The sequence below is a fragment of the Nonomuraea sp. NPDC001699 genome (assembly GCF_053596455.1).
On sequence record NZ_JBSFGF010000012.1, the window covers coordinates 56,785 to 81,839 of the forward strand.

22 protein-coding genes and 1 tRNA gene are annotated in these 25,055 nt (G+C 71.8%); 6 read left to right on the top strand and 17 right to left on the bottom strand.

Annotation, left to right across the window (positions count from 1 at the left end):
• Positions 1–2: 2 nt before the first annotated feature.
• The 5 genes from ACWCSU_RS31410 to ACWCSU_RS31430 all read right to left on the bottom strand — a co-directional run bounded on the left by ACWCSU_RS31410 (position 3) and on the right by ACWCSU_RS31430 (position 7,010).
• On the bottom strand, positions 3–971 hold the full coding sequence (locus ACWCSU_RS31410) for a hypothetical protein (RefSeq protein ID WP_357699111.1): 969 nt from the start codon (positions 969–971) through the stop codon (positions 3–5).
• A complete protein-coding gene (locus tag ACWCSU_RS31415; RefSeq protein ID WP_449939838.1) occupies positions 968–3,388 on the bottom strand; it encodes an AAA family ATPase in 2,421 nt (806 codons plus the stop codon). Before ACWCSU_RS31415 ends, ACWCSU_RS31410 begins: the two co-directional genes overlap by 4 nt.
• Positions 3,388–4,527: an exonuclease SbcCD subunit D gene (locus ACWCSU_RS31420; RefSeq protein WP_357699107.1), complete on the bottom strand. Its 1,140-nt coding sequence runs from the start codon at positions 4,525–4,527 to the stop codon at positions 3,388–3,390. Before ACWCSU_RS31420 ends, ACWCSU_RS31415 begins: the two co-directional genes overlap by 1 nt.
• Positions 4,528–4,537: 10 nt before the next feature.
• On the bottom strand, positions 4,538–6,295 hold the full coding sequence (locus ACWCSU_RS31425; protein WP_449939840.1) for an ATP-binding protein: 1,758 nt from the start codon (positions 6,293–6,295) through the stop codon (positions 4,538–4,540).
• A 91-nt stretch (positions 6,296–6,386) separates the two neighbouring features.
• Complete coding sequence (locus tag ACWCSU_RS31430; RefSeq protein ID WP_449939842.1) at positions 6,387–7,010, bottom strand: hypothetical protein; 624 nt, start codon at positions 7,008–7,010, stop codon at positions 6,387–6,389.
• Positions 7,011–7,235: 225 nt separating this feature from the next.
• Here ACWCSU_RS31430 and ACWCSU_RS31435 point away from each other — a divergent pair, with 225 nt between their 5' ends.
• Together ACWCSU_RS31435 and ACWCSU_RS31440 are read left to right on the top strand one after the other, a co-directional pair.
• Positions 7,236–7,967, top strand: coding sequence for a hypothetical protein (locus ACWCSU_RS31435; RefSeq protein ID WP_449939845.1), 732 nt, complete (start codon positions 7,236–7,238; stop codon positions 7,965–7,967).
• Between the two features lie 84 nt (positions 7,968–8,051).
• Positions 8,052–8,672, top strand: a complete 621-nt coding sequence (locus ACWCSU_RS31440; protein ID WP_357699099.1) for an L-threonylcarbamoyladenylate synthase — start codon at positions 8,052–8,054, stop codon at positions 8,670–8,672.
• Between the two features lie 32 nt (positions 8,673–8,704).
• Here ACWCSU_RS31440 and ACWCSU_RS31445 read toward each other — a convergent pair whose 3' ends face one another.
• From ACWCSU_RS31445 to ACWCSU_RS31480, 8 genes are all read right to left on the bottom strand, one after another.
• On the bottom strand, positions 8,705–10,045 hold the full coding sequence (locus tag ACWCSU_RS31445) for a hypothetical protein (RefSeq protein WP_449939846.1): 1,341 nt from the start codon (positions 10,043–10,045) through the stop codon (positions 8,705–8,707).
• Positions 10,042–11,058, bottom strand: coding sequence for a LacI family DNA-binding transcriptional regulator (locus tag ACWCSU_RS31450; RefSeq protein ID WP_364084755.1), 1,017 nt, complete (start codon positions 11,056–11,058; stop codon positions 10,042–10,044). The genes ACWCSU_RS31445 and ACWCSU_RS31450 overlap by 4 nt, the downstream gene beginning before the upstream one ends.
• Positions 11,059–12,702, bottom strand: coding sequence for a glycoside hydrolase family 36 protein (locus tag ACWCSU_RS31455; protein ID WP_357699093.1), 1,644 nt, complete (start codon positions 12,700–12,702; stop codon positions 11,059–11,061).
• A gap of 2 nt (positions 12,703–12,704) precedes the next feature.
• A complete protein-coding gene (locus tag ACWCSU_RS31460; protein WP_357699091.1) occupies positions 12,705–13,514 on the bottom strand; it encodes a carbohydrate ABC transporter permease in 810 nt (269 codons plus the stop codon).
• On the bottom strand, positions 13,511–14,380 hold the full coding sequence (locus ACWCSU_RS31465; protein WP_357699089.1) for a carbohydrate ABC transporter permease: 870 nt from the start codon (positions 14,378–14,380) through the stop codon (positions 13,511–13,513). The genes ACWCSU_RS31460 and ACWCSU_RS31465 overlap by 4 nt, the downstream gene beginning before the upstream one ends.
• Positions 14,377–15,687, bottom strand: a complete 1,311-nt coding sequence (locus ACWCSU_RS31470; RefSeq protein WP_449939850.1) for an ABC transporter substrate-binding protein — start codon at positions 15,685–15,687, stop codon at positions 14,377–14,379. The genes ACWCSU_RS31465 and ACWCSU_RS31470 overlap by 4 nt, the downstream gene beginning before the upstream one ends.
• Entirely contained in the window at positions 15,684–16,835 is a 1,152-nt protein-coding gene (locus tag ACWCSU_RS31475) for an aminotransferase class V-fold PLP-dependent enzyme (protein WP_449939852.1), read from the bottom strand. The genes ACWCSU_RS31470 and ACWCSU_RS31475 overlap by 4 nt, the downstream gene beginning before the upstream one ends.
• Positions 16,836–17,067: 232 nt before the next feature.
• Positions 17,068–17,141 (bottom strand) — tRNA-Lys (locus ACWCSU_RS31480).
• Between the two features lie 101 nt (positions 17,142–17,242).
• Here ACWCSU_RS31480 and ACWCSU_RS31485 point away from each other — a divergent pair.
• Both ACWCSU_RS31485 and ACWCSU_RS31490 read left to right on the top strand, forming a co-directional pair.
• A complete protein-coding gene (locus ACWCSU_RS31485) occupies positions 17,243–18,082 on the top strand; it encodes an AAA family ATPase (RefSeq protein WP_357699083.1) in 840 nt (279 codons plus the stop codon).
• Positions 18,075–19,454, top strand: coding sequence for a vWA domain-containing protein (locus tag ACWCSU_RS31490; protein ID WP_357699081.1), 1,380 nt, complete (start codon positions 18,075–18,077; stop codon positions 19,452–19,454). The genes ACWCSU_RS31485 and ACWCSU_RS31490 overlap by 8 nt, the downstream gene beginning before the upstream one ends.
• Before the next feature lie 6 nt (positions 19,455–19,460).
• On the opposite strand, the gene ACWCSU_RS31495 is transcribed toward ACWCSU_RS31490, so the two are convergent.
• Entirely contained in the window at positions 19,461–20,225 is a 765-nt protein-coding gene (locus tag ACWCSU_RS31495) for a nuclease-related domain-containing protein (protein WP_357699079.1), read from the bottom strand.
• 171 nt (positions 20,226–20,396) lie between these two features.
• Here ACWCSU_RS31495 and ACWCSU_RS31500 point away from each other — a divergent pair, with 171 nt between their 5' ends.
• Complete coding sequence (locus ACWCSU_RS31500; RefSeq protein WP_357699077.1) at positions 20,397–20,987, top strand: TetR/AcrR family transcriptional regulator; 591 nt, start codon at positions 20,397–20,399, stop codon at positions 20,985–20,987.
• Here the strand turns inward: ACWCSU_RS31500 and ACWCSU_RS31505 are convergent.
• From ACWCSU_RS31505 to ACWCSU_RS31515, 3 genes are read right to left on the bottom strand one after another with little or no spacing between them, the layout of a single operon-like run.
• Positions 20,946–22,001 (bottom strand): acyl-CoA dehydrogenase family protein, encoded by a 1,056-nt coding sequence (locus tag ACWCSU_RS31505; RefSeq protein ID WP_357699075.1) that lies wholly within the window; start codon positions 21,999–22,001, stop codon positions 20,946–20,948. The genes ACWCSU_RS31500 and ACWCSU_RS31505 overlap by 42 nt on opposite strands.
• The gene (locus ACWCSU_RS31510; RefSeq protein WP_357699073.1) at positions 21,998–23,161 is read right to left on the bottom strand and encodes an acyl-CoA dehydrogenase family protein; all 1,164 of its coding nucleotides are present in this window, start codon (positions 23,159–23,161) and stop codon (positions 21,998–22,000) included. The genes ACWCSU_RS31505 and ACWCSU_RS31510 overlap by 4 nt, the downstream gene beginning before the upstream one ends.
• Positions 23,158–24,360 (bottom strand): acyl-CoA dehydrogenase family protein, encoded by a 1,203-nt coding sequence (locus ACWCSU_RS31515; RefSeq protein ID WP_449939857.1) that lies wholly within the window; start codon positions 24,358–24,360, stop codon positions 23,158–23,160. Before ACWCSU_RS31515 ends, ACWCSU_RS31510 begins: the two co-directional genes overlap by 4 nt.
• A gap of 107 nt (positions 24,361–24,467) precedes the next feature.
• Between ACWCSU_RS31515 and ACWCSU_RS31520 the strand changes: the two genes are divergently transcribed.
• A complete protein-coding gene (locus tag ACWCSU_RS31520; RefSeq protein ID WP_449939860.1) occupies positions 24,468–25,043 on the top strand; it encodes a GNAT family N-acetyltransferase in 576 nt (191 codons plus the stop codon).
• The last annotated feature ends 12 nt before the right edge of the window (positions 25,044–25,055 follow it).

The window sequence follows — 25,055 nt, forward strand, 5'->3', positions numbered from 1 at the left end:
GGTCAGCCGAGTTGCGCGGCCGTGCGGAGTGAGCGGTAGAGCAGGCGCGGGTCGCCCAGGTGGTGGCGCAGCAGTTTCTCCAGGCCACCGATCGGGACCAGGTTCTGGGGGGCGCGCGGGTCCTTGTAGTCGACCCCGGCCAGCGCCGGCAGGGCCAGCGTGACCGCGTCGGCCAGCTCCACGACCTGCGCCGGGTCGAGGTCGGCGCTGGCCTCGCAGCGGGCGATCCCGGCCCACGGCGCCGACGACTGCACCGGGAGCCGCAGGTACCAGGCGTGCCTGCGCCAGCTCGTGCCCATGAGGAACACCGGCGTACGCTGCCCCGGCGTGAGCGCGGCGACCACGGCCGACTGCGGCGGCGGCAGGTACGCCGCGTGGTGCGTCTTGATGTAGCCGATCGTGCGCGGCAGATGGGTACGCCCCCGCAGCGGCCCGTCGACCAGCAGCAGGTCGTCGCCCAGCGACCGGTGGCGGACCGCGAGGTCCACCTCCAGCTGGGTGACCTGGCGTTGCAGGGCGAGCGACAGCTCCTCGAAGCTGGAGTCGGCGGCCTTGTGCGGCCGGTAGGAGGCGTGCGCGGTCTTGACCTCGGGCGCGTACGGCGAGGCCGAGATGAGCGCCCTGTCGACCTCGATCGCGGCCAGCTCGGCCCCCTCGCGCCCGCAGCGCACGATCCCGGCGGCGTAGGAGGCGGCGATCCCGGGGACGGGCATCGGCAGGTCGGAGTCGTGCACCCACACGCGGGCGTCGATCCGGCGCACGCCGTCGGCCACCAGCAGCGTCTCGGGGACGGCGGCGCCGGGGCCCGGCGTGACCGGCTTCCAGTCGGCGGCCGGCCGCTCGACGTCGAGGACCAGCTCGGCACTGGTGGCGCCCAGCTCGGACAGGGCCTCGACGGCGACCGCGGCGGCGTAGCCCGGGTCCCAGGGGTCGACGGTGAAGCCCGACGCCCCCTGGACCCCCGACGTCATTGCCCCACCTTCCGGACGTGCGAGCCCTTGGCGTCGCGCAGCACCTCGAACCGGGCGGGCACCCGGTCGGCCAGCGCCGGGACGTGGGTGACGACGCCGATCATGCGTTCCTGCCCGGCGGCCAGACGTTCGAGGGTGGTGGCGACGGTGTCGAGGGTGGCGGGGTCGAGCGTGCCGAAGCCCTCGTCCAGGAAGATCGAGTCGAGCCCTCTGGCGACGGCCCCCGACAGCGCCAGGGCCAGGGACAGCGCGGCCTGGAAGGTCTCGCCGCCGGACAGCGTGCGGGCGCTGCGCCGCAGGCCCGCCTCGCCGTGGTCGATGACCTCGATGTCGCCGGTGCGTTCGCCGAGCGCCAGCTCGTACTGGCCGTCGGACAGCTCCATCAGCGTCTCGGACGCCGTGGCGACCAGCACGGCCAGGGCCTCGGCGCACAACCACCGCTCGAAGGCGTTGGCCCGCAGGCGCAGCGCCAGCTCGTGGGCGACCTTGGCCTCGTGCTCCTTCTCCGCGACGGCGGTCTCCAGCTCGGCGGCCCGCCTGCGTTCCTCGCGGACCCGTTCGAGGGCGCCGTCGGCCCGCGCGACCGCGCCGGCGACGGCCGCGCCGAGCTGGTCGGGGGTGGCGTTGCGCGGGACGGTGACGCCGTGCTCGGCCAGGCGTTCGGTCAGCTTGTGGCGTTCGGCGGCGAGCCTGGCGGTGGCCTGGGCGAGCTCCTGCTCGCGCTCGGTCAGGGCGGCGCGGGCGGCCTCGGCGGCCCGGTCGCGCCAGCCGAGCAGCTCGGTCCAGGCGCGGTGGAGGTCGTCGCGGGTGAGCGGCGGCGGCGCGTCGCCGGAGGGCGCGAGCACGAGCAGCCGGTCGCGGGTGGCCCCGAGGGTCTGCCAGGCGCTCTCGGCCTGCCGTTCGACCTGCTCGGCGGTGGTACGGGCGCGTTCGAGCTTCTTGCGCGCGTTGCGCACGGCCGTACGGGCCTCGGTGGCCAGGGCCTCGGCCTTGGCGATGGCGGCCAGGCGGCCTTCGATCTCGTTGCGGTCGCCGGGGGCGGGCAGCCCGGCCAGCTCGGCGTCGATCCTGCCGGACTGGGTGGCCAGCATCGACGCCGACGTCTCGGCCTTGGCCAGGGCGGCCCGGCCACGGCTCGCGTGGTCGCGGGCGGCGGCCAGGGCGCGGTCGGCGGCGCCGAGATCGGCGGGCGTCTCGTGGCGGGGCAGCTCGGCGAGCGGACGCAGGCAGACCGGGCACGGCTCCCCCACGGCCAGCCGGTGGGTCAGGCCGGCCGCGGTGTGGGCGTCGCGCAGCCGCTCGCGTTCGTGTTCTGCGTCGGTCAGCGCGCGTTCGGCGTCGGCGACCGCGGGCGTGAGGCGGTCGAGTTCCGTGGCGGCCTCGGCCGCCGCCTTCCGGGCGTCGGCGGCCTGGGCGGTGAGGCGTTCGCGGGCGTCGAGCGCGGCCAGCGCCGCCACCGGCTCGGCGCGGTCGCCGAGCGCGGCCAGCGCCTCGAACGCCTCGTGCTCGTCGGTCTCCGCGGCCGCCGCCTCGACTTCCAGCGCGGTGATGGCGTCGGCGGCCTCGCGGCGGGCCGAGGCCAGCGTCGGCACCGCGGGCGGCATGCGCAGCGCGGCCAGCGCCGACTGCCGCTCGGCCACCGACGCGCGTTCCTGCTCGGCCCGGCCGATGTCGGACTCGCGGGAGCGCAGCAGGTCGAGGTCGGTGTCGATGGTGCCGGCCAGCCGGTGCAGCGCGGCCAGCCGGTCGGCCAGCTCGCGTTCGGCCTCGTCGGACGCGCCGGCCAGCTTGGCGAGCTGGTCGCGGGCGAAGGCGGCGGCGTTGCGCGCGGCCTCCTCGTCGCGGGCGGCCCGCTGCCTGATCAGCTCGTAGACGTCGGCGTCGAGGAGCTGCACCAGCAGGTCCTGGCGCTCGCGCGGCGCGGCGTGCAGGAACTCGGCGAACCGCCCCTGCGGCAGCACCACGCACTGGGTGAAGAACTTGTACTCCAGGCCGGTCACCCGCTGCACCTCGGGCGTGACGTTCTCGCCCTCGGCCAGCGGCTTCAGCACCATCTCGTACGCCTCGCCGAGCGGGGCCGCCGGGTCCAGCTCGTCGATCCTGGCCTCTTTGGTGCGCACGGTGCCCTTGGCGTCGCGGACCAGCGAGCGCACCACCCCGTAGCGCCGCCGGTCGCTCTCGAACACCAGCGCCACCTTGCCCGAGCTCGCCGACGGCGCCAGGGCGTGCGCGATGACGTTCTCCTTGCCCCAGCGCGGGACGGTGCCGTACAGGGCGAAGCAGATGGCGTCGATGATCGTGCTCTTGCCCGCCCCGGTGGGGCCGACCAGGGCGAAGTACTCGGTGTCGGAGAAGTCGACGACGGCCGGCTCGCGGAAGCTGCCGAAGTGGTCGAGGTGCAGCAGCAGGGGACGCATCAGCCGGTCACCTCGTCGTAGAGCCGGTCGAACAGGGCGGCGACCTGGTCGTCGTGGCGGCCGGTCGCGGTCAGGTACTCGCGGAACAGCTCGCGCGGGCTGCGCGCGGCCGACCCCGTACGCCGCACCGCCGGCACCGGCCGGAACCGCTCGTCCAGGACGACGTCGACCGAGCCGGGCAGCAGGTCGCGCACCTGGTCGGACAGGCCGACGCGGGGTTTCTCCTCCACGATCACCTTGAGCCAGTCGTCGCCCGCCTCCAGGCCCTCAAGCTGCTCCAGCGTGCCCCGCACCGTACGCAGCCTGCGCGCCGAGGCGAACGCCAGCTCGCGCACCACGGCGGGCCGCCCGGGCGTGACCTCCACCAGCAGCGCGCCGGGCGTGTTGCCCTCCTCGCCGAAGTCGACGGCCAGCGGCGAGCCGCTGTACCAGATCGGGCACGGGCCGGGGATCTGCTGCCTGCGGTGGAGGTGGCCGAGCGCGGCGTACTGGGTGGAGACCGGGAAGGCGTTGGGCTCGAAGTAGTAGGAGAAGATCGACTGGGCCTCGCGCTCGCCGCCGCCGAACGCGCCGCCCGGCAGGGTGCCGTGGGTGGTGATCAGGTTGACGGTGTCGCTCTGGAAGCCCGCGGTCAGCGCGCCGACCAGCTCGGAGATGCGGGTGGCGTAGTCGCGGTTGTGGTCGGCGGCGGTGCCGGTGAGCACCTCCGCGGCGCGTACGACATAGCGGTGGGACAGGAACGGCAGCACCCCCAGCCGCACCGGCTCCCCCGAGCGCGCCGTGAAGGCCAGCGTGCCGCCCGCGTCGGGACGGCGGAAGACGCCCACCACGTGCATGCCGAGCTTGCCCAGCACCGGGCGGTAGACCTCGAAGAGCTGCGGGTTGTCGTGGTTGCCGGCCAGCACCACCACGTCACGGCCGTCGCCGCGCAGCGCCATGAGCGCGTTGAGCACCAGCGACTGCGCCTCGGGCGTCGGCGCCGAGGTGTCGAACAGGTCGCCGGCCACCACGACCGCGTCGACGTCGTGGGTGCGGGCCGCCGCGACCAGCTCGCGCAGCACGGCCCGGTGCTCGTCCATGCGGGAGCGGCCCTTGAGCACCTTGCCCACGTGCCAGTCCGCGGTGTGCAGGAATTTCACCGAGCTCCCTTCAGAACGGCGGAATGTCGTCTTCGACGCCCGGCAACCCCTGGAACGGATCGGCGGCCGACGAACTCGCCCGGGACGCCGCCTCGGCCGGACGGGTCGCCCAGGCGGGGAACGGGAACGCGACGGCCAGCGGCACCGGGATCTCCGGCTGGGCGACGAACATGGTGCCCGGTTTGGCGATCGTGGCGCGTTCCCTGACGGCCGGGGGCAGCCAGCCGTACTCGGAGCGGGCGGCCTCGGCCGGGTCGAGCCGGCCCGCGACGCGTACGGCGCTGTTGGACACGATGCGGCGTTCCACCTCGGAGGCGGTCTGCTGGGCGCCGATGAGGATCACGCCGAGTGAACGGCCGCGCTCGGCCACGTCGAGCAGGATCTCCTTGATCGGGGAGTCGCCCTCGCGCGGCGCGTACTTGTTCAGCTCGTCGAGCACCACGAACAGCAGCGGCTTGGCCGTGCCCGAGGTCTCCTTGCGGTGGAACTCGCCGCGCAGCACGACGCCCACCACGAACCGCTGGGCGCGTTCGGGCAGGTTGTGCAGGTCGACGATGGTGACCTGGGCGTCGGACGTGCGCACCGAGTGGGCCCGGAAGAACGGCAGGTCGCCGCGGACGATCGGGGACAGCGGCTTGACCGCGCTGCGCAGCCTGCGCAGGAAGGCGTTGACCGTGCCGAGCGGGGTCTGGGCGCCGGTCCACTCGATGCGGGTGGCCTCGTCCTGCAACTGGTCGGACAGGAGCTCGACCAGGTCGCCGAAGGTACGGCAGGCGGTGCCCCTGATCATGACCGCGCCGCCGTCGCCCACCGGCTCGGCCCACGACTTCAGCCGGGCCGCGACCTGGCCCACCAGCAGGGAGTATCCGGCGCGCTCGTCGTCGGCGTCGGCGAAGACGAACCGCAGCAGCTCCTCCTCGCACAACTCGACCAGCGTCCAGAAGAACGAGCTGACGCCCTGGGTGCGCGCGGACACGTGCGGCACGCCGTTGGGGTCGCCGGGCCGCGGCGGCGCGAACACGTGCACGCTGCCGAACGGCTGGGCGGGCAGCCCGAGCCGGGCGTACGCGGCCCGCGCCCCGTCGTCGAGCCGGACGTTGTCGTGGTCGAGGAAGAGCAGGTCCTCGCCCTTGACGGAGAAGATCAGGGCCTTGGTGTTGGCCGACTCGGCGTCGAGCACGCCCGAGTTGAAGATCGAGTAGAGCAGGAACGTGGCGAAGGACGTCTTGGTGGCCACGCCGGAGACGCCGGAGATCGACACGTGCGCGCCGCGGGTGCCGTCGAGGAAGTCGAAGTTGACGTAGAGCGGCAAGCCGTCGCGGCCCGTGCCCATGGGGACCCGGCGGTCCATCACGTCGAAGTAGAGCGCCTGGTCGCGGTCGCCGGCCCCGGCCAGGAAGACCTGGGAGCCCGGCAGCGGCGGCACGAACACCTCGGGCTCGACCCTGGTGACCCGCACCTCGGCCACCTCGACCACGGCCGCGGGCAGCGCGCCCTCGGCGATGAGGAACACGTCGGAGTCGTAGGCGGCGCCCTCGTGCCTGGCCTCGACCGTCGTCACCACGCCCGCGACCAGCACCGGGCCGTGGCCGGGCACCTCGCGCCTGGTGACCACGACGTCGTCGAGCTGCAACACCTTGCCGGGCTCCAGCCCGACCCAGAACGACAGCGGCGAGGCGGCCTGGGTGCCCAGGACCCGGCCGACCGCCTCACCGGACGCCGCCGCAGCAGGAGACGTCTCGCGGTTCGCAGCCCCGTTGACCGTCACGAATCCCTCCACCACCAGACATGCCCTTCCAAAGGAGAGTAGTCGGGGCCCGGGGGTGCGTCCGGCTCATCGACGCCTTCGCCGCGCCGCGTCAGAGCGCGAAGGCCGCCTTGGTCCAGGCGTGCTGGGCGTCGAGCACCTCGCCCAGCAGGCCGGCCAGCATGGCGTCGGGCTCCTCCGCGGGCCGTCGCGGCCCGATGCGGCCGCCCTCGGCGCTCCGACCGGCCACCAGCAGCACCCTCGCGCCCTCGCGGTCGACCGCCAGGGCCGCCGCGGGCTCCCACGCGCCCTCCCGGTGCGCCGCCGCGGGCCTGCGCGGCCCCTCCCGGTACGCCGGAGGTCTCCACGCGCCCTCGCCCTCGGCGGGCGCGAGGGCATGCGCGGGGGCGACGACCACCAGCGCGTCGACCCGCATCGCCGTCGCCACCCGCCGCCGCGACTCGTCGAAGGCGTCCTCGGGCGGGACGGGCTGGGCCCGCATCGACTCGGCCATCATGCGCAGCAACGCGGGCAGGCCGAGCCCGCCCGGCTGCGCCAGCTCGTACTGCAGGTAGCCGACCAGCGGGAACGGCGGGTCGGGGAGGGTGTTGTAGCCGAGGAACAGCCTCGGCCACCCGGCCGACTCGGAGGGGCCGGTCAGCGCGCCGTGAGCCACCCGCCCCAGCTCGCCGGCCCCGTGGTGGGGCAGGCCATTGACTGACCGCAACATCGCCATGCACGAATTGTTGCAGACCGATTACCTTCAGTTGCGCGTTCTCCACGAGAGCCCGGGGCCTCCGCCGTCCAGCGTGATCATCTTGATGGGAGCCATGGATACCAGCCGGGTCCGACAGAACCGGCTCCGCACAGCACGCGTTGTCCGGATGTGGACGGTCCGGTCAACCTGCCGCCGCCGTCCGCCGTCCCTTCTGTGTCACATCCGCCACAAAGGGACAACGTCGTGCGCCTGCCACTGATCCTGCCCTTGGCCGTCCTGCTGTTCGCCACGCCCGCGCCCGAGAGCGGCACGGTGACGGCGTACACGTGCAAGACCGCCGGCACGAACGAGACGCAGGTCGTCAAGATGACCATCACCCTCACGGTGCCCGCCACCGCCCCCGTGGACGAGCAGCTGACGATCGGCTGGCGCGGCTCGTACGTCGAGGGCGCCGAACTGCGCGCCCCCGCCACCGGCCTGACCGGCGAGATCAAGCTGTACGCCTACGCCGCCGTCAGCGGCATCGACCGGCTGACCTCGGCGACGGGCGTCGGCAGCCCCGGCCTGATCGTCCCGGGAGCGGTCATCCCCCTCCCTGCGGGCACGGTCGACCTGCGGACCACGCCCCGGCATCCGGGGACCGGCACGGTCCGGCCCGCGTCCGTCAACTTCGGGCCGACCCCGCAGCAGCGCCTGATCGAGTGCGAACTCCAGGACAAGGACGCGCCGGCGTCGTACCCCCTGACCGTCACCACCGCTCCGGGCGCCACCGACGCCACAGACACCCCGGCCACCGAAAGCACGCCCCCGGCCGAGACCCCGGAGAAGACACCCGCCGCGACGCCGACGGGCGGCGCGGACACCGGCGGCGGGGGCGAGGCGGGCCCCGACGGGCGGGCGCTGGTGCTGGCCGGCTCGCTGGTCCTCGCCGCCGCCCTCACCGGCTTACGCCTCCGCCGCCCGTCCCGCCCGTAGACGATCCGCGCCCGGTATGTGACTCGGCCGTACGGGCCGGGCCACGTGTCACGCGTGGAGGTACGTGCTCCTATGATCCGATGCGTGGCCAAGTACTTCGACCTGCACCCTGACAATCCCCAGCCTCGCCTGATCGGCCAGGTGGTCGAGACCCTGCATGCCGACGGGCTGATCGCGTACCCGACGGACTCGTGCTACGCGCTGGGGTGCCGGCTGGGCAACAAGGACGGCCTCGACCGGATCAGAGAGATCCGGCACCTCGGCAGCGATCATCACTTCACCCTGGTCTGCAAGGACTTCGCGCAGTTCGGCCAGTTCGTTCATGTGAGCAACGCGGTGTTCCGGCTGGTCAAGGCGGCGACTCCGGGCGGGTACACGTTCATCCTGCCGGCGACCAAGGAGGTGCCGCGGCGGTTGCTGCATCCCCGGAAGAAGACCGTCGGCGTCCGGATCCCCGATCACGTCGTCACCCAGGCGCTGCTGGCCGAGCTCGGCGAACCGCTGGTGTCGAGCACGCTGATCCTGCCCGGCGAGACCGAGCCCTCGACGCAGGGCTGGGAGATCAAGGAGAGCCTCGACCACATGGTGGACGCCGTCATCGATTCGGGGGAATGTGGCGCCACGCCGACGACCGTCGTGGATCTCTCACAGGATGCGCCCGAGATCCTTCGTCGCGGCACCGGAGACCCGTCCCTCTTCGAATAGGCGGCAGACGGCCCACCCGGCCGAGCCCGCTCTCACCCTGGGCGGTCGGGAGCGGTGACCAGGGCGCTCTGTCCCGGTGCGACCTGCGTGACCACGGCGGGGGCGTCCGGGAAGCGGGCCTCCCAGCGGTAGGTGGTGTCGCTGGAGGTGTTGGTGAGCGTGGTGGCGGTCCTGCCGTCGTGCCGGACGGTGATCGTGCCGTCGCCCAAGGGGATGCCCGAGACCTCGGCCCAGGCGATGTCGTCGGGCAGGTGGGACAGCGTGGTCACGGCGTTCACGTCGGGCGTCACGCCGAGCAGGCCCTCGACGACCTGGCTGACGAGCGTGAAGGACACCTCGGGGTAGTCGCCGTTGAGGCCGCCCGCGACATGCGGTTCCGCACGCCGGTCGAAGACGTGCCGCATCCAGCGCCAGGCGGCCGCGTTCCTGTCGTGGCGGAAGAAGGTGTCGGGCAGGTACGTGTAGGCCTCGATGTTGCGGGGACGATCGGGGCCGGCGGCCTGGCCGTCGATGAAGTCGAGGTAGGCCTCGTTGCGCGGACCCGGCTCGATGAGGTCCTTGAGCGGCATGAACCAGCTGTTCTCACAACCCCATCCGGTGACGGGGGCGCCGTCCACGGTGTAGCCGCGCACCAGGTCCGCGGGGTTCTCGCCGACGCTCCAGACCTCGTTGAAGTGTCGCCTCAGCTCGGCGGCCCGGCAGGCGAAGTCCTCGCCGTCCAGGCCGCGGGCCCGGCTCAGGGCGCTCATCGCCAGGTATGCCTGATACCGGGAGCCGACGGAGTCTCCCGCCTCCGCCAGGTGCTCGCCGGCCAGCTCGTTGTAGCTGGCCACGCCCTGGAAGATCCCCCTTCCGGTGGCACGCGGCACGATCTCCGTCACCGCGTTGCGGTAGTAGGACCACAGCACGGGATCCTCGACGTAGGCGCGGTCCCAGGTCCATCGGTAGGCGGTCCCGGCCTTCTCCACCAGCTCGTACACCGCGGGCAGCTCGCGGACGAAGGAGTCGGGGCCGCGGTAGTCGATGGACAGGTAGGAGCCGTCGAAGTTGAACGCCCACACCGGGTGGAAGCCGTGCTCGGGGGTGGCCGAGGCGGCGAAGCAGCGCAGCATGGTGAGGTTGGCCTCGGCCATGCCGAGCAGGTGCGCGCCGACGATCTGGTGGGCGAAGTCGCGGGCGTAGAAGCCGCTGCGGTGTGCGTAACCCGCCCAGTAGGAGGGCAGGTAGCGGCTCTGTCCCGTCCCCGCAGGCCGGTGCTCGTCGACGTCGACGGGGCCCTGCGAGCCGCCCTCGTGCCGCAGGCGCAGCGCCCTCGCCCCGGCCCACTCGAACATCGCGACCAACTCGGAGCTGGCCGAGCCGATGCGCATCATGGGCCGATGCTGGGACGGATCACCAGCTCCCCGGGCAGCAGCAGCCCCGCCTGAGGGGTCGCGCCGTCCTCCACCGTCTGGATCAGACGGCCGATCAGCGCCCGCGCGATGCGCTGGAGCGGCAGCCGTACCGTGGTCAGGGCGGGATGGAGGAACGCGGTGAGGGGAAGGTCGTCGAAGGCGGCCAGAGCGAGATCGGCGCCGATCTCGATGCCCTCCTCCCTGGCCGCGGCGTAGACGCCGAGCGCGAGCCAGTCGCCGGCGGCCACGACGGCCGTCGGGCGGTTGCGGCCGCGCAGCAGCTCACGGGTGACCGTGACGAGCTCCGCGGGGCCGTCGCCCGGCGCGGAGAACTCCTGCCCCACCAGGCCGTGCCTGCGGACGCCGGCGCGGAAGCCGTCTCTGCGGTCCTCCATCCACGGTTGCGCGCCGACGGAGGCCAGGAAGGCCACGCGCCGATGCCCCCTGGCGGCCAGCAGCCCGACCAGCTCGATGACCGCCTGAACGCTGTCGACGTCCACCCACGACTGCGGCTGGTCCGGCATCGTCCTGCCGAACGCGGCGAACGGGAACCCCGCCGCGGTCAGGTGCGCGACTCTGGGGTCGTCACGCATCACGTCCGACAGCAGGAAGGCGTCCACGGTGCGGGCCGCGATCACCTCGTCCAGTGCCTGCTCCTGACTCTGGCCCGGGCGCGGCCGCAGCAGCAGGATCCGGTAGCCGACCTCACCGGCCGAGGCCACCACGGCCTCCAGGAACCCGCCCATCAGCGGGTTGGGGTTGGCGGGGTCGTCCACCGGCGTCGGGTAGGCGATTATGCGCCTGGTGCCCGACTTGAGGCTGCGCGCCGACTGGTCGGGCCGGTAGCCGAGCTCCTCGATCAGCCGGGTCACCCGTTCCAGCGTCTCCGGCTTGAGCCGCTGGGGGGCGTTGAGCGCGTTGGAGATCGTCTGGCGGGACACGCCCGCCGCGCGGGCGACGTCCTCGATGGTGATCCCACGGCGTGCCGCCACTCAGTCTCTCCTCACCGTCAGCAGGCCCCCCACGGGTACCTCGACCACGCTCGCGCCGGAGGTGAAGCGCAGCTCGCTCTCGCTCACGAGCCGCCCGCCGCAGTCGCGGACCTCGGCCGTCGCGACACCCCGCCCGTGCAGGACGACGCGGGTGTCGGGGGCGGCGTTGGCCACGAGCAGCTCTGCGATCTCCGGCACGTCCACAGGCAGGGCAGCGTACCGGGCCACGACCTCGTTCTCCTCACTGTAGGCCCGCACCAGCGGGTATCCGTGCTCGACCCCGTGCGGTTCCAGCACGCCGAGCTGCAGCGTGGCGAGGTGGCGCCGGAAGACGCCCAGCCAGAACCGGATGGCGGCGAGCTGGTCGGGCCGCTGGGCCGCCAGGTCCACGGAGATCTGCGGCACCGAGAAGAGCACGTTGATCAGGTGTACCGCGACCTGCTCGGCGGACTCGTCCGGATGCCAGAGGATCATGTCCGAGTGCACGGCCTGAGGTCCGGCGGTCAGCCGCAGGTCGATCGTCCGCTGCCGGTTCTCCTGCGGGCTGAGCGGGCAGTCCACCGCCCTGACCATGTTCGCGTACGGCCACAGACCCGGGCTCGTGTACGGCTGGCGGTGCTCGATCAGCACGTCCGGCTTCGCCGCCCGGAGCCTGACGTCGAGCTCGCGCAGCAGCTCCGCCACCCCTTCGTCGGTGCCGAAACGGTCGATGAAGTCGATCTTCAGGCCGTCCGCGCCCCACTCCTCCACCGCTCGCGCCAGCTTGTCGACGAGGAACGCGCGCACCTCGGGGTGACGCGGGTCGAGGACGGCCGCGTCCATGTGGTCGAGGTAGCGCAGGAACTTCCCCTCGAAACGCTCGAACGCGGCGTTGTCCTTGCCCACGAACGGCAGCGCGTACCACAGCAGGTAGGCCATGCCGTCGCTCTGGACCCGCTGGATGTGCTGCCCGATGTCGGAGATGTTGGGCTCCCAGTCGCCGCAGAAGGCGTACCCCCGCGACCGGTCGGCCGTCTGCCACCCGTCGTCCACGATCATCGTGGCGCAGCCCAGCTCCTTCGCCAGACGGGCCTGGAGCTCCACCGACTCCCGCGAGACCTCCTGGTGCATGCTGTACCAGGTCGAGTACACGGGCAGCCTGGCCTGACGCGGCGTGGGCGGCAGGTCGCGGCCCTCCTGCCACCATCCGGCGACCTCGGTCAGCGCCGCGGAGAACTGCCGATCCGACAGGTCCAGCCGGATCCGCAGCCCCTCGCCCTGCACGGTGAAGACGAACTCGCCGGTCTCCTCGATCACGCCGCCGGTGAAGCTGCCGGTCACCGAGGCCAGGGCCACCGTGCACAGGTTGGCCCCCGCCGTGCCGACGAGGCTGACGACGGGCGCGCCGGAGATCAGCCCGGCCGCCGTCGGAGAGCTCCAGATCGGCGGGATCCAGCGGGTGCCCGAGCCCGGCGTCCAGAAGGCCGCGGCGTTGACGCACGGCAGTTTCCACTGCGCCGCGTTCCCTTCGGGGGCGTCGATCAGCCAGACGTCCGGCGCGACCGGGGTGACCGTGATCGCCTCCGTACCGGCTATCGCCACCTCGACCTCGCCCGCGCGGACGACGGTCGTCTCCCCGAGGGCGTGCGGCTCCCAGATCTGCATGGTCAACCTTTCGTGGCCCCGGCCAGCAGGCCGGAGATGAACTGTTTCTGAAGGATGAGGAAGAGGATCATCATGGGCAGCGCGGAGATCGCGGTGCCCACCATGACCTGGCCGAAGTCGGTCCTGGCCAGCCCCTGGAGGGTGGCCAGCGCGACCGGCAGGGTGAACATCTCGGGCGTGCGCAGCGCGATCAGCGGCCACAGGAAGTCGTTCCACGCGCCGAGGAACAGGAAGACCGCCAACGCCGCGAGCGCGGGCCGCATGACCGGCACCACCACCCGCCACAGCACCCGGAGCTCCCCCGCCCCGTCCACGCGCGCCGCGTCGAGCAACTCGTCGGGTACGGCCTGCAGCGACTGCCGGATGAGGAAGATCCCGAACGGAACGGTCAGGTTCGGCAGGATGAGCGCCGGGAAGGTGTCGATCAGCCCGAGGTCGTTCATCATCTCGAAGATCGGGATGATGGTGACGCCGCCCGGGATCACCAGCGTCGACAGCAGCAGGACGAAGAAGACGTTCCTGCCACGGAACTCGAACTTGGCGAACGCGTAGCCCGCCAGCAACGCCACGACCAGCGCGATCGACGTCTGGACGGCCGCCACGAGCAGCGTGTTCCCCAGCACGTGGAGCAGGCCGATGGACTCCTCCAGCTTCGCGGTGTTCGCTCCGAGCTGGTCGCCCGGCGAGAACGTGGGCGTGGCGCCGAAGATGTCGGCGTTGGCGTGCGTGGCCGCCATGGTCAGCCAGTAGAACGGGCCGACGCACAGGGCGAAGCACGCGGCGAGCGCGAAGGTCAGCAGCCAGCCCTTCATTTCCTGCCTCCGGTGAGCTTGAGCTGCACCAGCCCGAAGCCGGCCACGATCAGCGTGAGCGCGTAGGCGATCGCCGAGGCGTAACCGAAGTCGAAGTAGCGGAAGCCGTTCTGGTACAGATAGAGGGAGATCGTCAGGGTGGAGTTGTCCGGGCCACCGCCGGTGAGCACGAACGGCTCGTCGAACAGTTGCAGCGTGCCGATCGCCGACAGCACGATCGTCAGCAGCAGGATCGGCCGCAGTTGCGGGACGGTGATCGACCAGAAGCGGCGGACCGCTCCCGCGCCGTCGACCATCGCCGCCTCGTACAGCTCCTTCGCGATGCTCTGCAGCCCGGCCAGGTAGATCACCGCGTTGTAGCCGCAGTAGTGCCAGGTCAGCGCGATGACGATGGCGATTCGCGCCCAGAAGGGGCTGCCCAGCCAGTCGATCGGGCTGACGCCGAAGAGGCCGAGCAGCCAATTGAGCAGGCCGGAGTCCTTGCTGAGGATCACCGAGAACATCACGCCGTAGGCGACCAGGCCGGTCAGCGAGGGCATGAAGACGCCGAGCCGCCACAGGGCGCGCAGCCGTACGAGCTTGGAGTTGAGGCCCAGCGCCAGCAGCAGCGCGAGGATCAGCATGATCGGGACCTGGACGACGAGGATCAGCGCCGTGTTCCCCAACGACGTCCAGAACAGCGGGTCGTTCACCAGCCTGACGTAGTTGTCCAGTCCGGCGAAGGAACGCGCCGCCCCGGCGCCGGTCGTCAGGCTGATGTAGGCCGCCGCCAGGATCGGATAGGCCTTGAAGCAGACGAAGCCGAGCAGCGCGGGCAGCACCAGGAAGTACGGAACGTTTCTCCTGGTGAGCAGGCGGGCGGTCATCCCGCGAGCTTCCTGCCGGACTGCTGGGACAACTGCTGGGCCGCCTGGCTCAGCGCGGCGGCCGGGTCGGCGCCCTTCAGCAGGACCTGGGTCTGCGCGTCACTGGCGATCTTCAGCGCGCGGGCGTAGTCGCCGGAGTAGTAGGTGGCGTCCGCGCCCTCGCCCAGCGCGTCCACGAAGGTCTTGAGCGCGGGCTGCCCGCCGTAGTAGTCCGTCCTGGCGGTGAACCGCGGGTCGGCGTAGGCGGCGGTCAGAGCGGGGAAGACCCCGCCGTCCTCGAACATCTTGTTGATGACCTCGGGCCTGGTCAGCGCGTACTCAAGGAACTTGAACGCCTCCGCCTTGTGCGGGCTGGTTCCGGAGACCGACAGGTACGTGGAGTTGACGATCGCGGTGCGCTTGCCGCCCGGCACGACGGCCGGCGGCTGCATGACGCGCCAGAGCCCCTTCTGCTTCGGCCACGTCTCGGGGATGTAGCCGACCCCCCAAGCCGCCCATGGCAGCACCGCGACCTTGTCCTCGCTGATCAGCTTCTTCCGCGTCCCCTCGCCGGAGGTGTCGGCGACGATCCCGGCGTCGTTCATCTTCTTGATCAGGGTCATCGCCTGCACGGCGGGCGCCGAGGAGAGCGTGACCGCTCCCTGACGGTCGAAGTAGAAGGCGCCCTGCTGCTGCAGCAGCGACTGGAAGAGGTCCATGTCCACGCTGCCGGCCGCCGGCTTGTTCAGGCCGATCAGATAGGCGCCCGTCTTCTCCTTGAGCTTCTTGCCCGCCTCGATCGCGTCGTCCCAGGTCCTGATCGCCGCGGCGTCGAGGCCTGCCTTGTCGAACAGGTCCGAACGGTAGAAGAACCCGACCGGGTTGACCTCCCACGGCATCGCGTACGCCTTGCCGTCCTTGCCGGTGACCGTCGGCCACAGGCCCTCGGCGAAGGCGTCCTTGTACTTGTCGGCGCCCAGCTCGCTCAGGTCCGCCAGCCCGCCGGGGAACTTCTCCATGTATCCGGGCAGGTAGTCGATGCCGATGTGCAGGACGTCCCCCAGGCCCTTGCCTCCCGCGGCCATCCCCACCGTGATCTTCTCCCAGATCGCGGGGTTCCCGACCACCTGGACGTCGACCTTGATGCCGGGGTTCGCCTGCTCGAAGTCCTTGGCCACCGAGGCCAGCCCGTCGGAGGCGGGCTTCCAGCTCCAGACCGTGATCTTCACGGGACCGGTGGACTTCTGGTCGCTCCCGCCCCCGCCGCCGCAGGCCGTGACGGCCAGAGCGAGAGTCGCGGAGACGACCATGACGAGAGGTCGGTTCATGACGATTCCTTTCTCGGGGGGTGCAGGGCGGCGGCCAGACGCTGTACGGCCTCGCCCGAGGTGGTGGCGTGGGGTGAGAGACGGATCCACTCGCCCCGCAGAGTCGTGGTGAGCCCGGCGGCGGCCAGCGCGGCATGGACGGCCGCCGGATCCCGGCCGGGCATCGTGAAGGACCCGATGCCGCTCCACTCCGCGGCGCCACGTCCGGGGCCGGGCCTGGCGCCGGGCGGCGCCGGCCCGCCGGCGCCGGCGGGCGCGTCCAGCAGTACCCGTGCCCCGGCGGCGCGGGCCGTGTCGAGCAGCTCACCCAGCCGATCGGCCGTCCTGCGGCCGATCTCCGCGACGCCGGCCTCCAGGACCAGCTCGATCGCGACGCCCAGGGCGGCGACGCCGGAATAGTCGGGATTGGTCATCGTGTGCGCGGCCGCTCCCGCGAGCGGCGGCCGGGGCGCGGGCCCCGCCAGCGGGCCCTCGACCCCCGACCACCCGCCGAGCCCCGGCGCCATCAGCCCGGCGACGCGGTCGCGGGCCAGGAAGAGCGCCGCCCCCCAACCGGCGCGCAGCCACTTCTGCCCGCCGCAGACCAGCACGTCGGCGGCCTCCACCTCCAGCGGCACGGCGCCCAGCCCCTGGATCGCGTCCACGACCAGCACGCGTCCCGGCCCGAGCACCTCCTTCAGCGCGCCCAGCGGCGCCGGGTAGCCGGTGAGCGCGTCGACCGCGCTGACCGCGAGTGCCCGCACCGACGCGTCCAGATGCTCGGCCAGCACCTGGGGGGTGAGGCGCACTTCGTCGATCCACCGCACCCGGAGCCCGCCGCGCCCCTCGAACCGCAGCCAGGGGTAGACGTTCGCGGGGAACTCACCCCGGGGCAGCAGCACCACGCCCTCCCCAGGCAGCGCGGCGGCGGCGGCGAACAGCCCGTGGCTGGTGGAGGAGACGAACGCCACTTCGTGCTCGGCCGCCCGCAGCAGCCGCGCCGCCGCCGAGCGCGTCCGCGCCGCCTGCTCCTCGAACCAGGCCAGCGGCATGTCGCCGACGCGGCGGTGGGCCGACTCGGCCAGGACCGCCGCGACCGTGCTGGAGAGCGGCCCCAGCCGGGCGAAGTCGAGGTAGCCGGATGGCTCGGCGAAAATTTGAACGTTCATATCCTCTGACGGCTCATCTAGGCATGACGAAGGGGGGAGTATGCGGCTGACGGGGGATAACAGGGCTCAGCAATATGAACGTTCATATTACGCAGCTTCCTCATGGCCGCAAGCAAAGATTGCATAACGGGCCCGGGGAGGCAGGCGACTCACACCTTCAGCGGTTCGACCAGAGCCACGAGGAAAACAAGAAAACCCCAGCTCAGCGTACTGAACTGGGGTTTTCGTGCGGTGCGCCGCCAGGGACTCGAACCCCGGACCCGCTGATTAAGAGTCAGCTGCTCTAACCAACTGAGCTAGCGGCGCTTGCAGAGAGGAATATACCGGTGATCCGCATGTTGGTCGAATCGACCTCGGATGGACTCCTGCCGCTAGAATAAAGTTCGGCCTGCAGACAGGGAGCATCGATGTTCGACTCGCCCGCCGACGTGACGGCGCGGCTCGCCGCCGTGGACTACCTCTCCGACGACGCCATCTCCACCTCGGTGTTCCTCGCCGCCGCGCTGGGCAAGCCGCTGCTGGTCGAAGGGCCCGCCGGCGTGGGCAAGACGCAGCTCGCCAAGGCCGTGGCCCAGGCGACCGGGTCCGAGCTGGTCCGCCTCCAGTGTTACGAGGGGCTCGACGAGGCCCGCGCGCTGTACGAGTGGAACTACAAGAAGCAGCTGCTCCGCATCCAGGCGACCAGCGCCGACGACGACATCTTCACCGAGGAGTTCCTGCTGGAACGCCCCCTGCTGAAGGCGATCAGGTCGGCCGACCCCACCGTGCTGCTGATCGACGAGACCGACAAGGCCGACGTCGAGGTCGAGGGGCTGCTGCTGGAGCTGCTGTCCGACTTCCAGGTCACCATCCCCGAGCTGGGCACGATCGCCGCCACCCGCAAACCGTTCGTGCTGCTCACCTCCAACGCCACCCGCGAGCTGTCCGAGGCGCTCAAGCGGCGCTGCCTCTACCTGCACATCGAGTACCCGACGCCGGAGCGGGAGCGCGACATCGTGCTCGCGCAGGTGCCGACCATCCGGGCCGACCTGGCCGAGCAGCTCGCCAGGACGGTCGCGACCATGCGGGCGCTGGAGCTGAAGAAGGCGCCGTCGGTCGCCGAGACCGTCGACTGGGCCAACACGCTGCTGGCCCTCGGCCGGGAGGAGCTGGACGAGGCGACGGTGGCCGGGACGCTGGGCGTGGTGCTCAAGCACGCCTCCGACCAGACGCGGGCGATCAAGGAGCTGGGGCTGCCGGATGCCTGAGCGCATGTCGCTGGTGGACCGGCATGTCGGGTTCGTGCACGCGCTGCGCGAGGCGGGCCTGCCGGTGTCGCTCGCCGAGGGGCTCGACGCGGCCCGCGCGCTGCGGGTGATCGACCTGAGCGAGCGCGAGTCGCTGCGCGCCGCCTACGCGGCCACGCTGGTCAAGAAGCCGGCCTACCGTCCCGGCTTCGACGTGCTGTTCGACCTGTGGTTCCCGTCGTCCACGACCGGCATGCACGCCCCGCGCCCCGGCGACGCGGGGCTCGACCCGCGGACGGCCCCGGTGACCGAGCTGCGCGACCGCCTGGCCGGGCTGCTCACCGGCAGCACGGACGCCGAGCTGCGGGAGTTCGCCCAGGCCATGGTCGAGCGGTTCGGCCGCCAGCAGACCACCGGGCCCGGCCGCCAGAACTGGTTCTCCTACAGCGTCCTGCGCGCCCTGTCCCCCGAGACGCTGATGGCCCGCATCCTGGCGAACGTGCTGGCCGGGCAGGAACGCGGCGGGCTGGCCGAGAAGACCGTGCGGCAGCGCGTCAACGGCAACATCCGGCGGTTCGAGGAGGCCGTGGCCACCGACGTGCGCCGCCGCATCGCCGAGGACTCGGGCATCGAGCGCATCGCCCGCTCGGCCGTGCGCCCGCCGCTCGACCAGATCGACTTCCTCCGCATCACCAGGGCCGACCTGGCCAGGCTGCGCAAGGAGGTCTACCCGCTGGCCAGGCGGCTGGCCGCGCGGCTGACGATCAAGCACAGGAAGGGGCGCAGGGGGCGGCTGGACTTCCGGCGGACCGTGCGGGCCTCGCTGCAGAGCGGCGGCGTGCCGCTGACCACGCACTTCAAGCCGCCCCGGCCGCACAAGCCCGAGCTGGTCATCCTCTGCGACACCAGCGACTCGGTCTCGTCGTTCGCCCACTTCACGTTGCTGCTGACGTACGCGCTGCGGGAGCAGTTCACGAAGGTGCGGGCGTTCGGGTTCGTGGACCGGGTGGACGAGATCACCCGCTTCTTCGTGCCCGGCGCGGACGTGGTGGAGGCCATGACGAGGCTGGCGGACGAGGCCGACATGGTGCGCTTCGGCCGGACGAACTACGGCCACGCCCTGGAAGGCTTCGCCGAACGCCATGCCGACGCCATCGGCCCGCGGACCTCGCTGCTGATCCTCGGCGACGCCCGCTCCAACTACCAGCCGCCCGCCCTCGACGTGCTCAGGCGCCTGACGTCGGGGGCCCGCCACGCCTACTGGCTCAACCCCGAGCCCAGGCCGCAGTGGGACACCGGCGACTCGGTCGCGAGCGAGTACGGCACCGTGGTCGAGATGCACGAGTGCCGGAACGTCGCCCAGCTCACCGCGTTCATCGAGACCCTGGCCTGACGGCGGTCAGACCTTCTGCAGCTCCCTGGCCGCGGTGCGGGTCAGCAGCTCGACCTGCTGCTCGGTGAACACCACGCCCTCGACCGCCCTGATCCGCCGGGAGACCAGGCGCGGCTTGATCAGCGCGAGGCCCTCGCCGACCACGACGCCGCCGCGCGGCAGCAGCCCGCAGTGGACGGCCAGCATGGGCGAGATCGTGACCTCGATCCCGGTCTCGCGGGTCAGCAGTTCGGCGAACGCCTCGGCGGTGTCGACGAGCGGCTTGGCCCATTTGCTGCCGTACTTCTCGCTGAAGAACAGCCTGCCGTTGTAGCAGCCGATCTCGGTGTCGGGGCTCCAGGACTCGTTGTCGATGACCCAGATGCCCGTCGGGCCGATCACGAGGTGGTCGATGGAGGCCTGGTCGCGGATCGCGCGGCCGTCGAGCACCTGGTAGCCGCGCCTGGCGAGCTGCCTGCGCAGCAGCCGACCAGTGATCAGCTCGCCGCGCCGGGCGCCGCGCCAGACGGCCGTCGCGCGGAACGAGCGCCAGTCGATGAACCAGTCGACGGCGGCCACCAGACCGGCGGTGACGGCTCCCCAGAACAGGATGAACTCCGAGCCGAACCGCAGCGCGAGCAGGACGCCGGCCACCGCGCCCACGCCCGCCTTGACGTACCGGGACCGGCGCCGGTTGGGCGCGTCCTCACGCCAGAACTTCTCGTACCACCACTGCGGGGATGAGCCTGTGTACTTCTCGTCCTGCTGCACGTAGATAGAGCCACCGGGCACGGCAAACTCCCCGAGTCAGTAGAAACCTTCAGGATCTGCCACTCCGAAGATCCTCACCGGTCTAAGTGATACCCATGCTTGAACCAAGGCGAGCCTAAGGTGACGTAAATAGAACCCGCAAGACCGTCAACCGACCAGTCGGTATGCTATGGCGGTGACAAGGGGGACGAAGTGAAGGAAGAACCCGTTCGGCAGCGGTTGCTCGCCGAGGCTACCCGGCTGTTCGCGGCCCGCGGATTCGAGGGGACCTCGGTCCAGGAGATCGTCCTGGCGGCCGGCGTCACCAAGGGCGCCATGTACCACTATTTTGACTCAAAAGACGATCTGCTGCACGAGATCTACGCCCGCCTGCTCCGCATGCAGATGGACCGCCTGACGCGCATCGCCGACGGTCCGGGCACGGTCCGCGAGCGGCTGCACCGGGCCGCGGCCGACGTCGTGGAGACGACGACCGCGAACCTGGACGACTCCAAGATCTTCTTCAGGTCGATGCACCTGCTCGCGACCGAGAAGCAGAAGACCGTGCGCGCCGAGCGCCGCCGCTACCACGAGCGCTTCCGCGGCCTGGTCGCCGAGGGGCAGCGCACGGGCGTCCTCAGCGACCGGGTGCCCGCCGAGCTGGTCGTCGACTACTTCTTCGGCTCGGTGCACCACCTGGGCACCTGGTTCCACACCGACGGGCCGCTGACCGGCGCCCAAGTGGGCAGGCACTTCGCCGACCTACTGCTGAACTCCCTCGGGGCCGGGGACGCCGGCGAGTGAGGCCAGCGCCTCCCGGTGGTCTCCGGGGGTGCCGAGCGCGATCTCGGTGGCCTTGGCGCGCTTGAGATACAGATGCACGGGATGCTCCCAGGTCATCCCGATCCCGCCGTGGAGCTGGACCGCCTCCTCGGCGGCGTGCACCGCCACCCCCGCGTTCCACGACTGCGCCACCGCGACCGCGATGTCCCCGGGATCGGCGGCCGCGGCGCGGGCGGCGGCCCTGGCCCTGACCACGTCCAGCCAGAGGTCGGCCAGCCGGTGCTTGATCGCCTGGAACGAGCCGACCGGCCGGGCGAACTGGTGGCGCTCCTTGACGTAGGCGAGCGTCGTGTCGAGACACCACTCGGCCACGCCGACCTGTTCGGAGGCCAGCAGCCCGGCCCCGAACCTCAGCACGCCGGCCAGGTCGCACTCCCCCACGTCGCGGGCCGGCGCCCCGGCGAGGGTGACGGTGGCGACCGGCCTGGTCAGGTCGAGCGAGGGCACGACCTCGACGGTGGCGCCCTCGACCTCGTACAGCCTGCCCTCGAAGGGCACCAGGAGCACGTCGGCGACGTCCGCTCCGGCCACGCCGGTGACGGTCCCGGACAGCCGCCCGCCCGCCGGCCGCAGCGACGACCCGCGCCCCGGCCGGTACGGCGAGGCCGCGAACGACACGACCAGCGCCGCCGTCCTGCGCCCCTCGGCCAGCTCGCCGAGCAGGGCGTCACCGGTGGGCAGCAGCGCCCGCGTGGCCAGCACCGCGCTGGTCAGGAACGGCACGGGCGCCACGGCCCGGCCCAGCTCCTCCAGCACGACGGCCACCTCGCTGGCCGACGCGCCCGCGCCGCCCAGCTCCTCGGGGACGAGGAGGCCGGCGACCCCGATCTCGCCCGCCAGCGTCTTCCACAGGTCCAGGTCGTAAGGCTCGGACTCGACGCGCCCGAGCACCGCGGCCGGCGGGCAGCGGTCGGCGAGCAGGCCGCGCACGGCCGCGCGCAGCTCCTCCTCGACCTCGGAGTAGAGCAGGGTCATCGCGGCAGGTCCTTCCAGGGCACGTCCTTGTCGACGCGGGGCTCGGAGGGCAGGCCGAGCACCCGTTCGGAGATGATGTTGCGCAGGATCTCGGACGTGCCGCCCTCGATCGAGTTGCCCTTGGCCCGCAGGTAGCGGTAGCCGGGGCCGCGGCCGTAGAAGTCGACGTCCTCCGAGCGGCGGAACGTCCAGTCGTCGTAGCCCAGGTCGCGGCGGAGCTCGACGTCGAAGCCGGACAGCGCCTGGTTGAGCCTGGCGAACGACAACTTCATGCCCGAGCCCTCGGGACCGGGCTGCCCGGCGGCGAGCTGCTCGCGCAGCCGGGCCCCGGACAGGCGGGTCACCTCGGCCTCCACCCACAGCGCCAGCAGCCGCTGGTGCAGGTCGTGGGTGCGCAGCTCGGGGTGCTCGCGCCAGGCCGCCAGCACCGCGCCGACCATGCCGCCGCCGCGCCGCACGGGCGCGCCGCCGATCGCGACGCGCTCGTTCATCAGCGTGGTCTGCGCGACCCGCCAGCCGTCGCCGACCTCGCCCAGCCGCAGGTCGTCGGAGAGCCGCACGCCGGTCAGGAACACCTCGTTGAACTCGGCCTCGCCGGTGATCTGCCGCAGCGGCCGCACCTCGACGCCGGGGGCGTGCATGTCGCAGACGAAGTACGTCATGCCGCGGTGCTTGGGCACGTCCGGGTCGGTGCGGGTGACCAGGATCGCCCATCGCGAGTGGTGGGCGCCCGACGTCCACACCTTCTGGCCGTCGACCACCCACTCGTCGCCGTCCCTGACCGCGCGGGTGGCGAGGGTGGCCAGGTCGGAGCCGGCGCCGGGCTCGCTGAAGAGCTGGCACCAGATCTCCTCGCCGGTCCACAGCGGGCGCAGGAAGCGCCGTCTCTGCTCCTGCGTGCCGAACGCCAGGATCGTCGGCGCGGCCATGCCCAGGCCGATGCCCTGGACGCCGCTGTTGATCTGCGGCGTGCCGGCCAGCTCGTGCTCGACCACCTGCTGCAGCTCCCTGGCCGCGCCGAGGCCGCCGAGCCCTTCGGGGAACCAGACCCAGGCCAGCCCGGCGTCGAACCTGGCCCGCAGGAACTCCAGCCGGTCCCCGTCGGGGTCGTGCTCGCCCAGGAACGCGCGCACGCGCTCCTTGATCTGCGCTTCGTTCACATGAACCTCTTCAGCTCGCGATAGGCCAGGGACCGCTTGTGGACCTCGTCGGGGCCGTCGGCCAGGCGCAGGGAGCGGGCGCCCGCCCAGAGCGCGGCCAGCGGGAAGTCCTGGGAGACGCCGCCCGCGCCGTGCACCTGGATGGCCTTGTCCAGGATCCATTCGACGGTGACCGGGGTGGAGATCTTGATGGCCTGGATCTCGGTGTGGGCGCCCTGGTTGCCCACGGTGTCCATGAGCCAGGCGGTCTTGAGCACCAGCAGGCGGAGCTGCTCGATCCTGATGCGGGACTCGGCGATCCAGTCCTGGACCACACCCTGCTGGGCGATCGGCTTGCCGAACGCCGTCCTGGCCAGGGCCCGCTCGCACATCAGCTCGACCGCGCGCTCGGCCATGCCGATCAGGCGCATGCAGTGGTGGATGCGGCCGGGGCCGAGCCTGGCCTGCGCGATGGCGAAGCCGCCGCCCTCCTCGCCGATCAGGTTGTCGGCCGGGACGCGCACGTCCTCGAAGATCACCTCGGCGTGGCCGCCGTGGTCGGCGTCGGTGTAGCCGAAGACGTGCATCCCGCGCTTGACGTGCAGCCCCGGGGTGTCGCGCGGCACCAGGACCATGCTCTGCTGCCGGTGCTTGGGCGCGTCGGGGTTGGTCTTGCCCATGACGATGAAGATCTTGCAGTTGGGGTTCATCGCGCCGGAGATGAACCACTTGCGGCCGTTGATGACGTACTCGCCGCCGTCGCGGACGATCGAGGTGGCGATGTTGGTGGCGTCGGAGGAGGCGACGTCGGGCTCGGTCATCGCGAAGGCCGAGCGGATCTCGCCGTCGAGCAGCGGGCGCAGCCACTCGTCGCGCTGCCACTCGCTGCCGAACATCGACAACACTTCCATGTTGCCGGTGTCGGGGGCGGCGCAGTTGGTGGCGGTGGGGGCGATGCTGGGACTGCGGCCCATGATCTCGGCCAGCGGGGCGTACTGGAGGTTCGTCAGGCCGGCGCCGTGCGCGCCCGGCAGGAACAGGTTCCACAGGCCGCGCTTCCTCGCCTCGTCCTTGAGGTCGTCGAGCAGCGGTGGCGGGCTCCAGCCGGCGGCCGCGGCCTGCTCCTCGAAGGCGGGCTCGGCCGGATAGACGCATTCGTCCATGAAGCGGAGCAGGCGCTCGCGCAGGTCCTCGGTGACGGTGTCGAAGGCGAAGTCCATGCCGGTGAGCCTACCGACCGGCCGGTATGGCTGTCGACAGGTGGTTCCCCGCAAAAACCGCCAGGTGGCCGTCAACCTGCGACGGGACCGCGTCCTATCGTGGCGGCATGACCGCCAAGCTGCCCGCGCCCGTGGTGCTGGAGAACGACGTCGTGCGCCTCCAGCCCCTCACCCTGGAACACGTTCCGGACCTGTTCGCCGCCGGAGGCGGGGACGACGAGCTCTGGCGCTGGCTGCCCGCCGCCACCCCGCGCACGCAGGAGGACCTGGCGAGGACGGCCCGCGCGCTCATCGACGACGACCGGCACATCCCGTTCGTGGTGATCCCCAAGGAGACCGGGCTTCCGGCCGGCTGGACGACCTACATCGACGTGCCCGGCTTCGACGACAGCGTCGAGATCGGCTGGACCTGGTACGGCCAGGCCCACTGGCGCACCGCGCTGAACACCAACTGCAAGCTGCTGCTGCTCGACCACGCCTTCGGCCTCGGCTACAACCGCGTCCTGCTCAAGACCGACGTGCTGAACCTGCGTTCCCAGGCCGCGATCCGGCGCATCGGCGGCGTGCACGAGGGCACCCTGCGCCGCCACCGCAGAAGGCCCGACGGCACCTGGCGCGACACGGTCTATTTCGGCATCCTCGAAGAGGAGTGGCCGGAGCACCGGGCTCGACTGAACCGCTGAACGGAAGGCGGC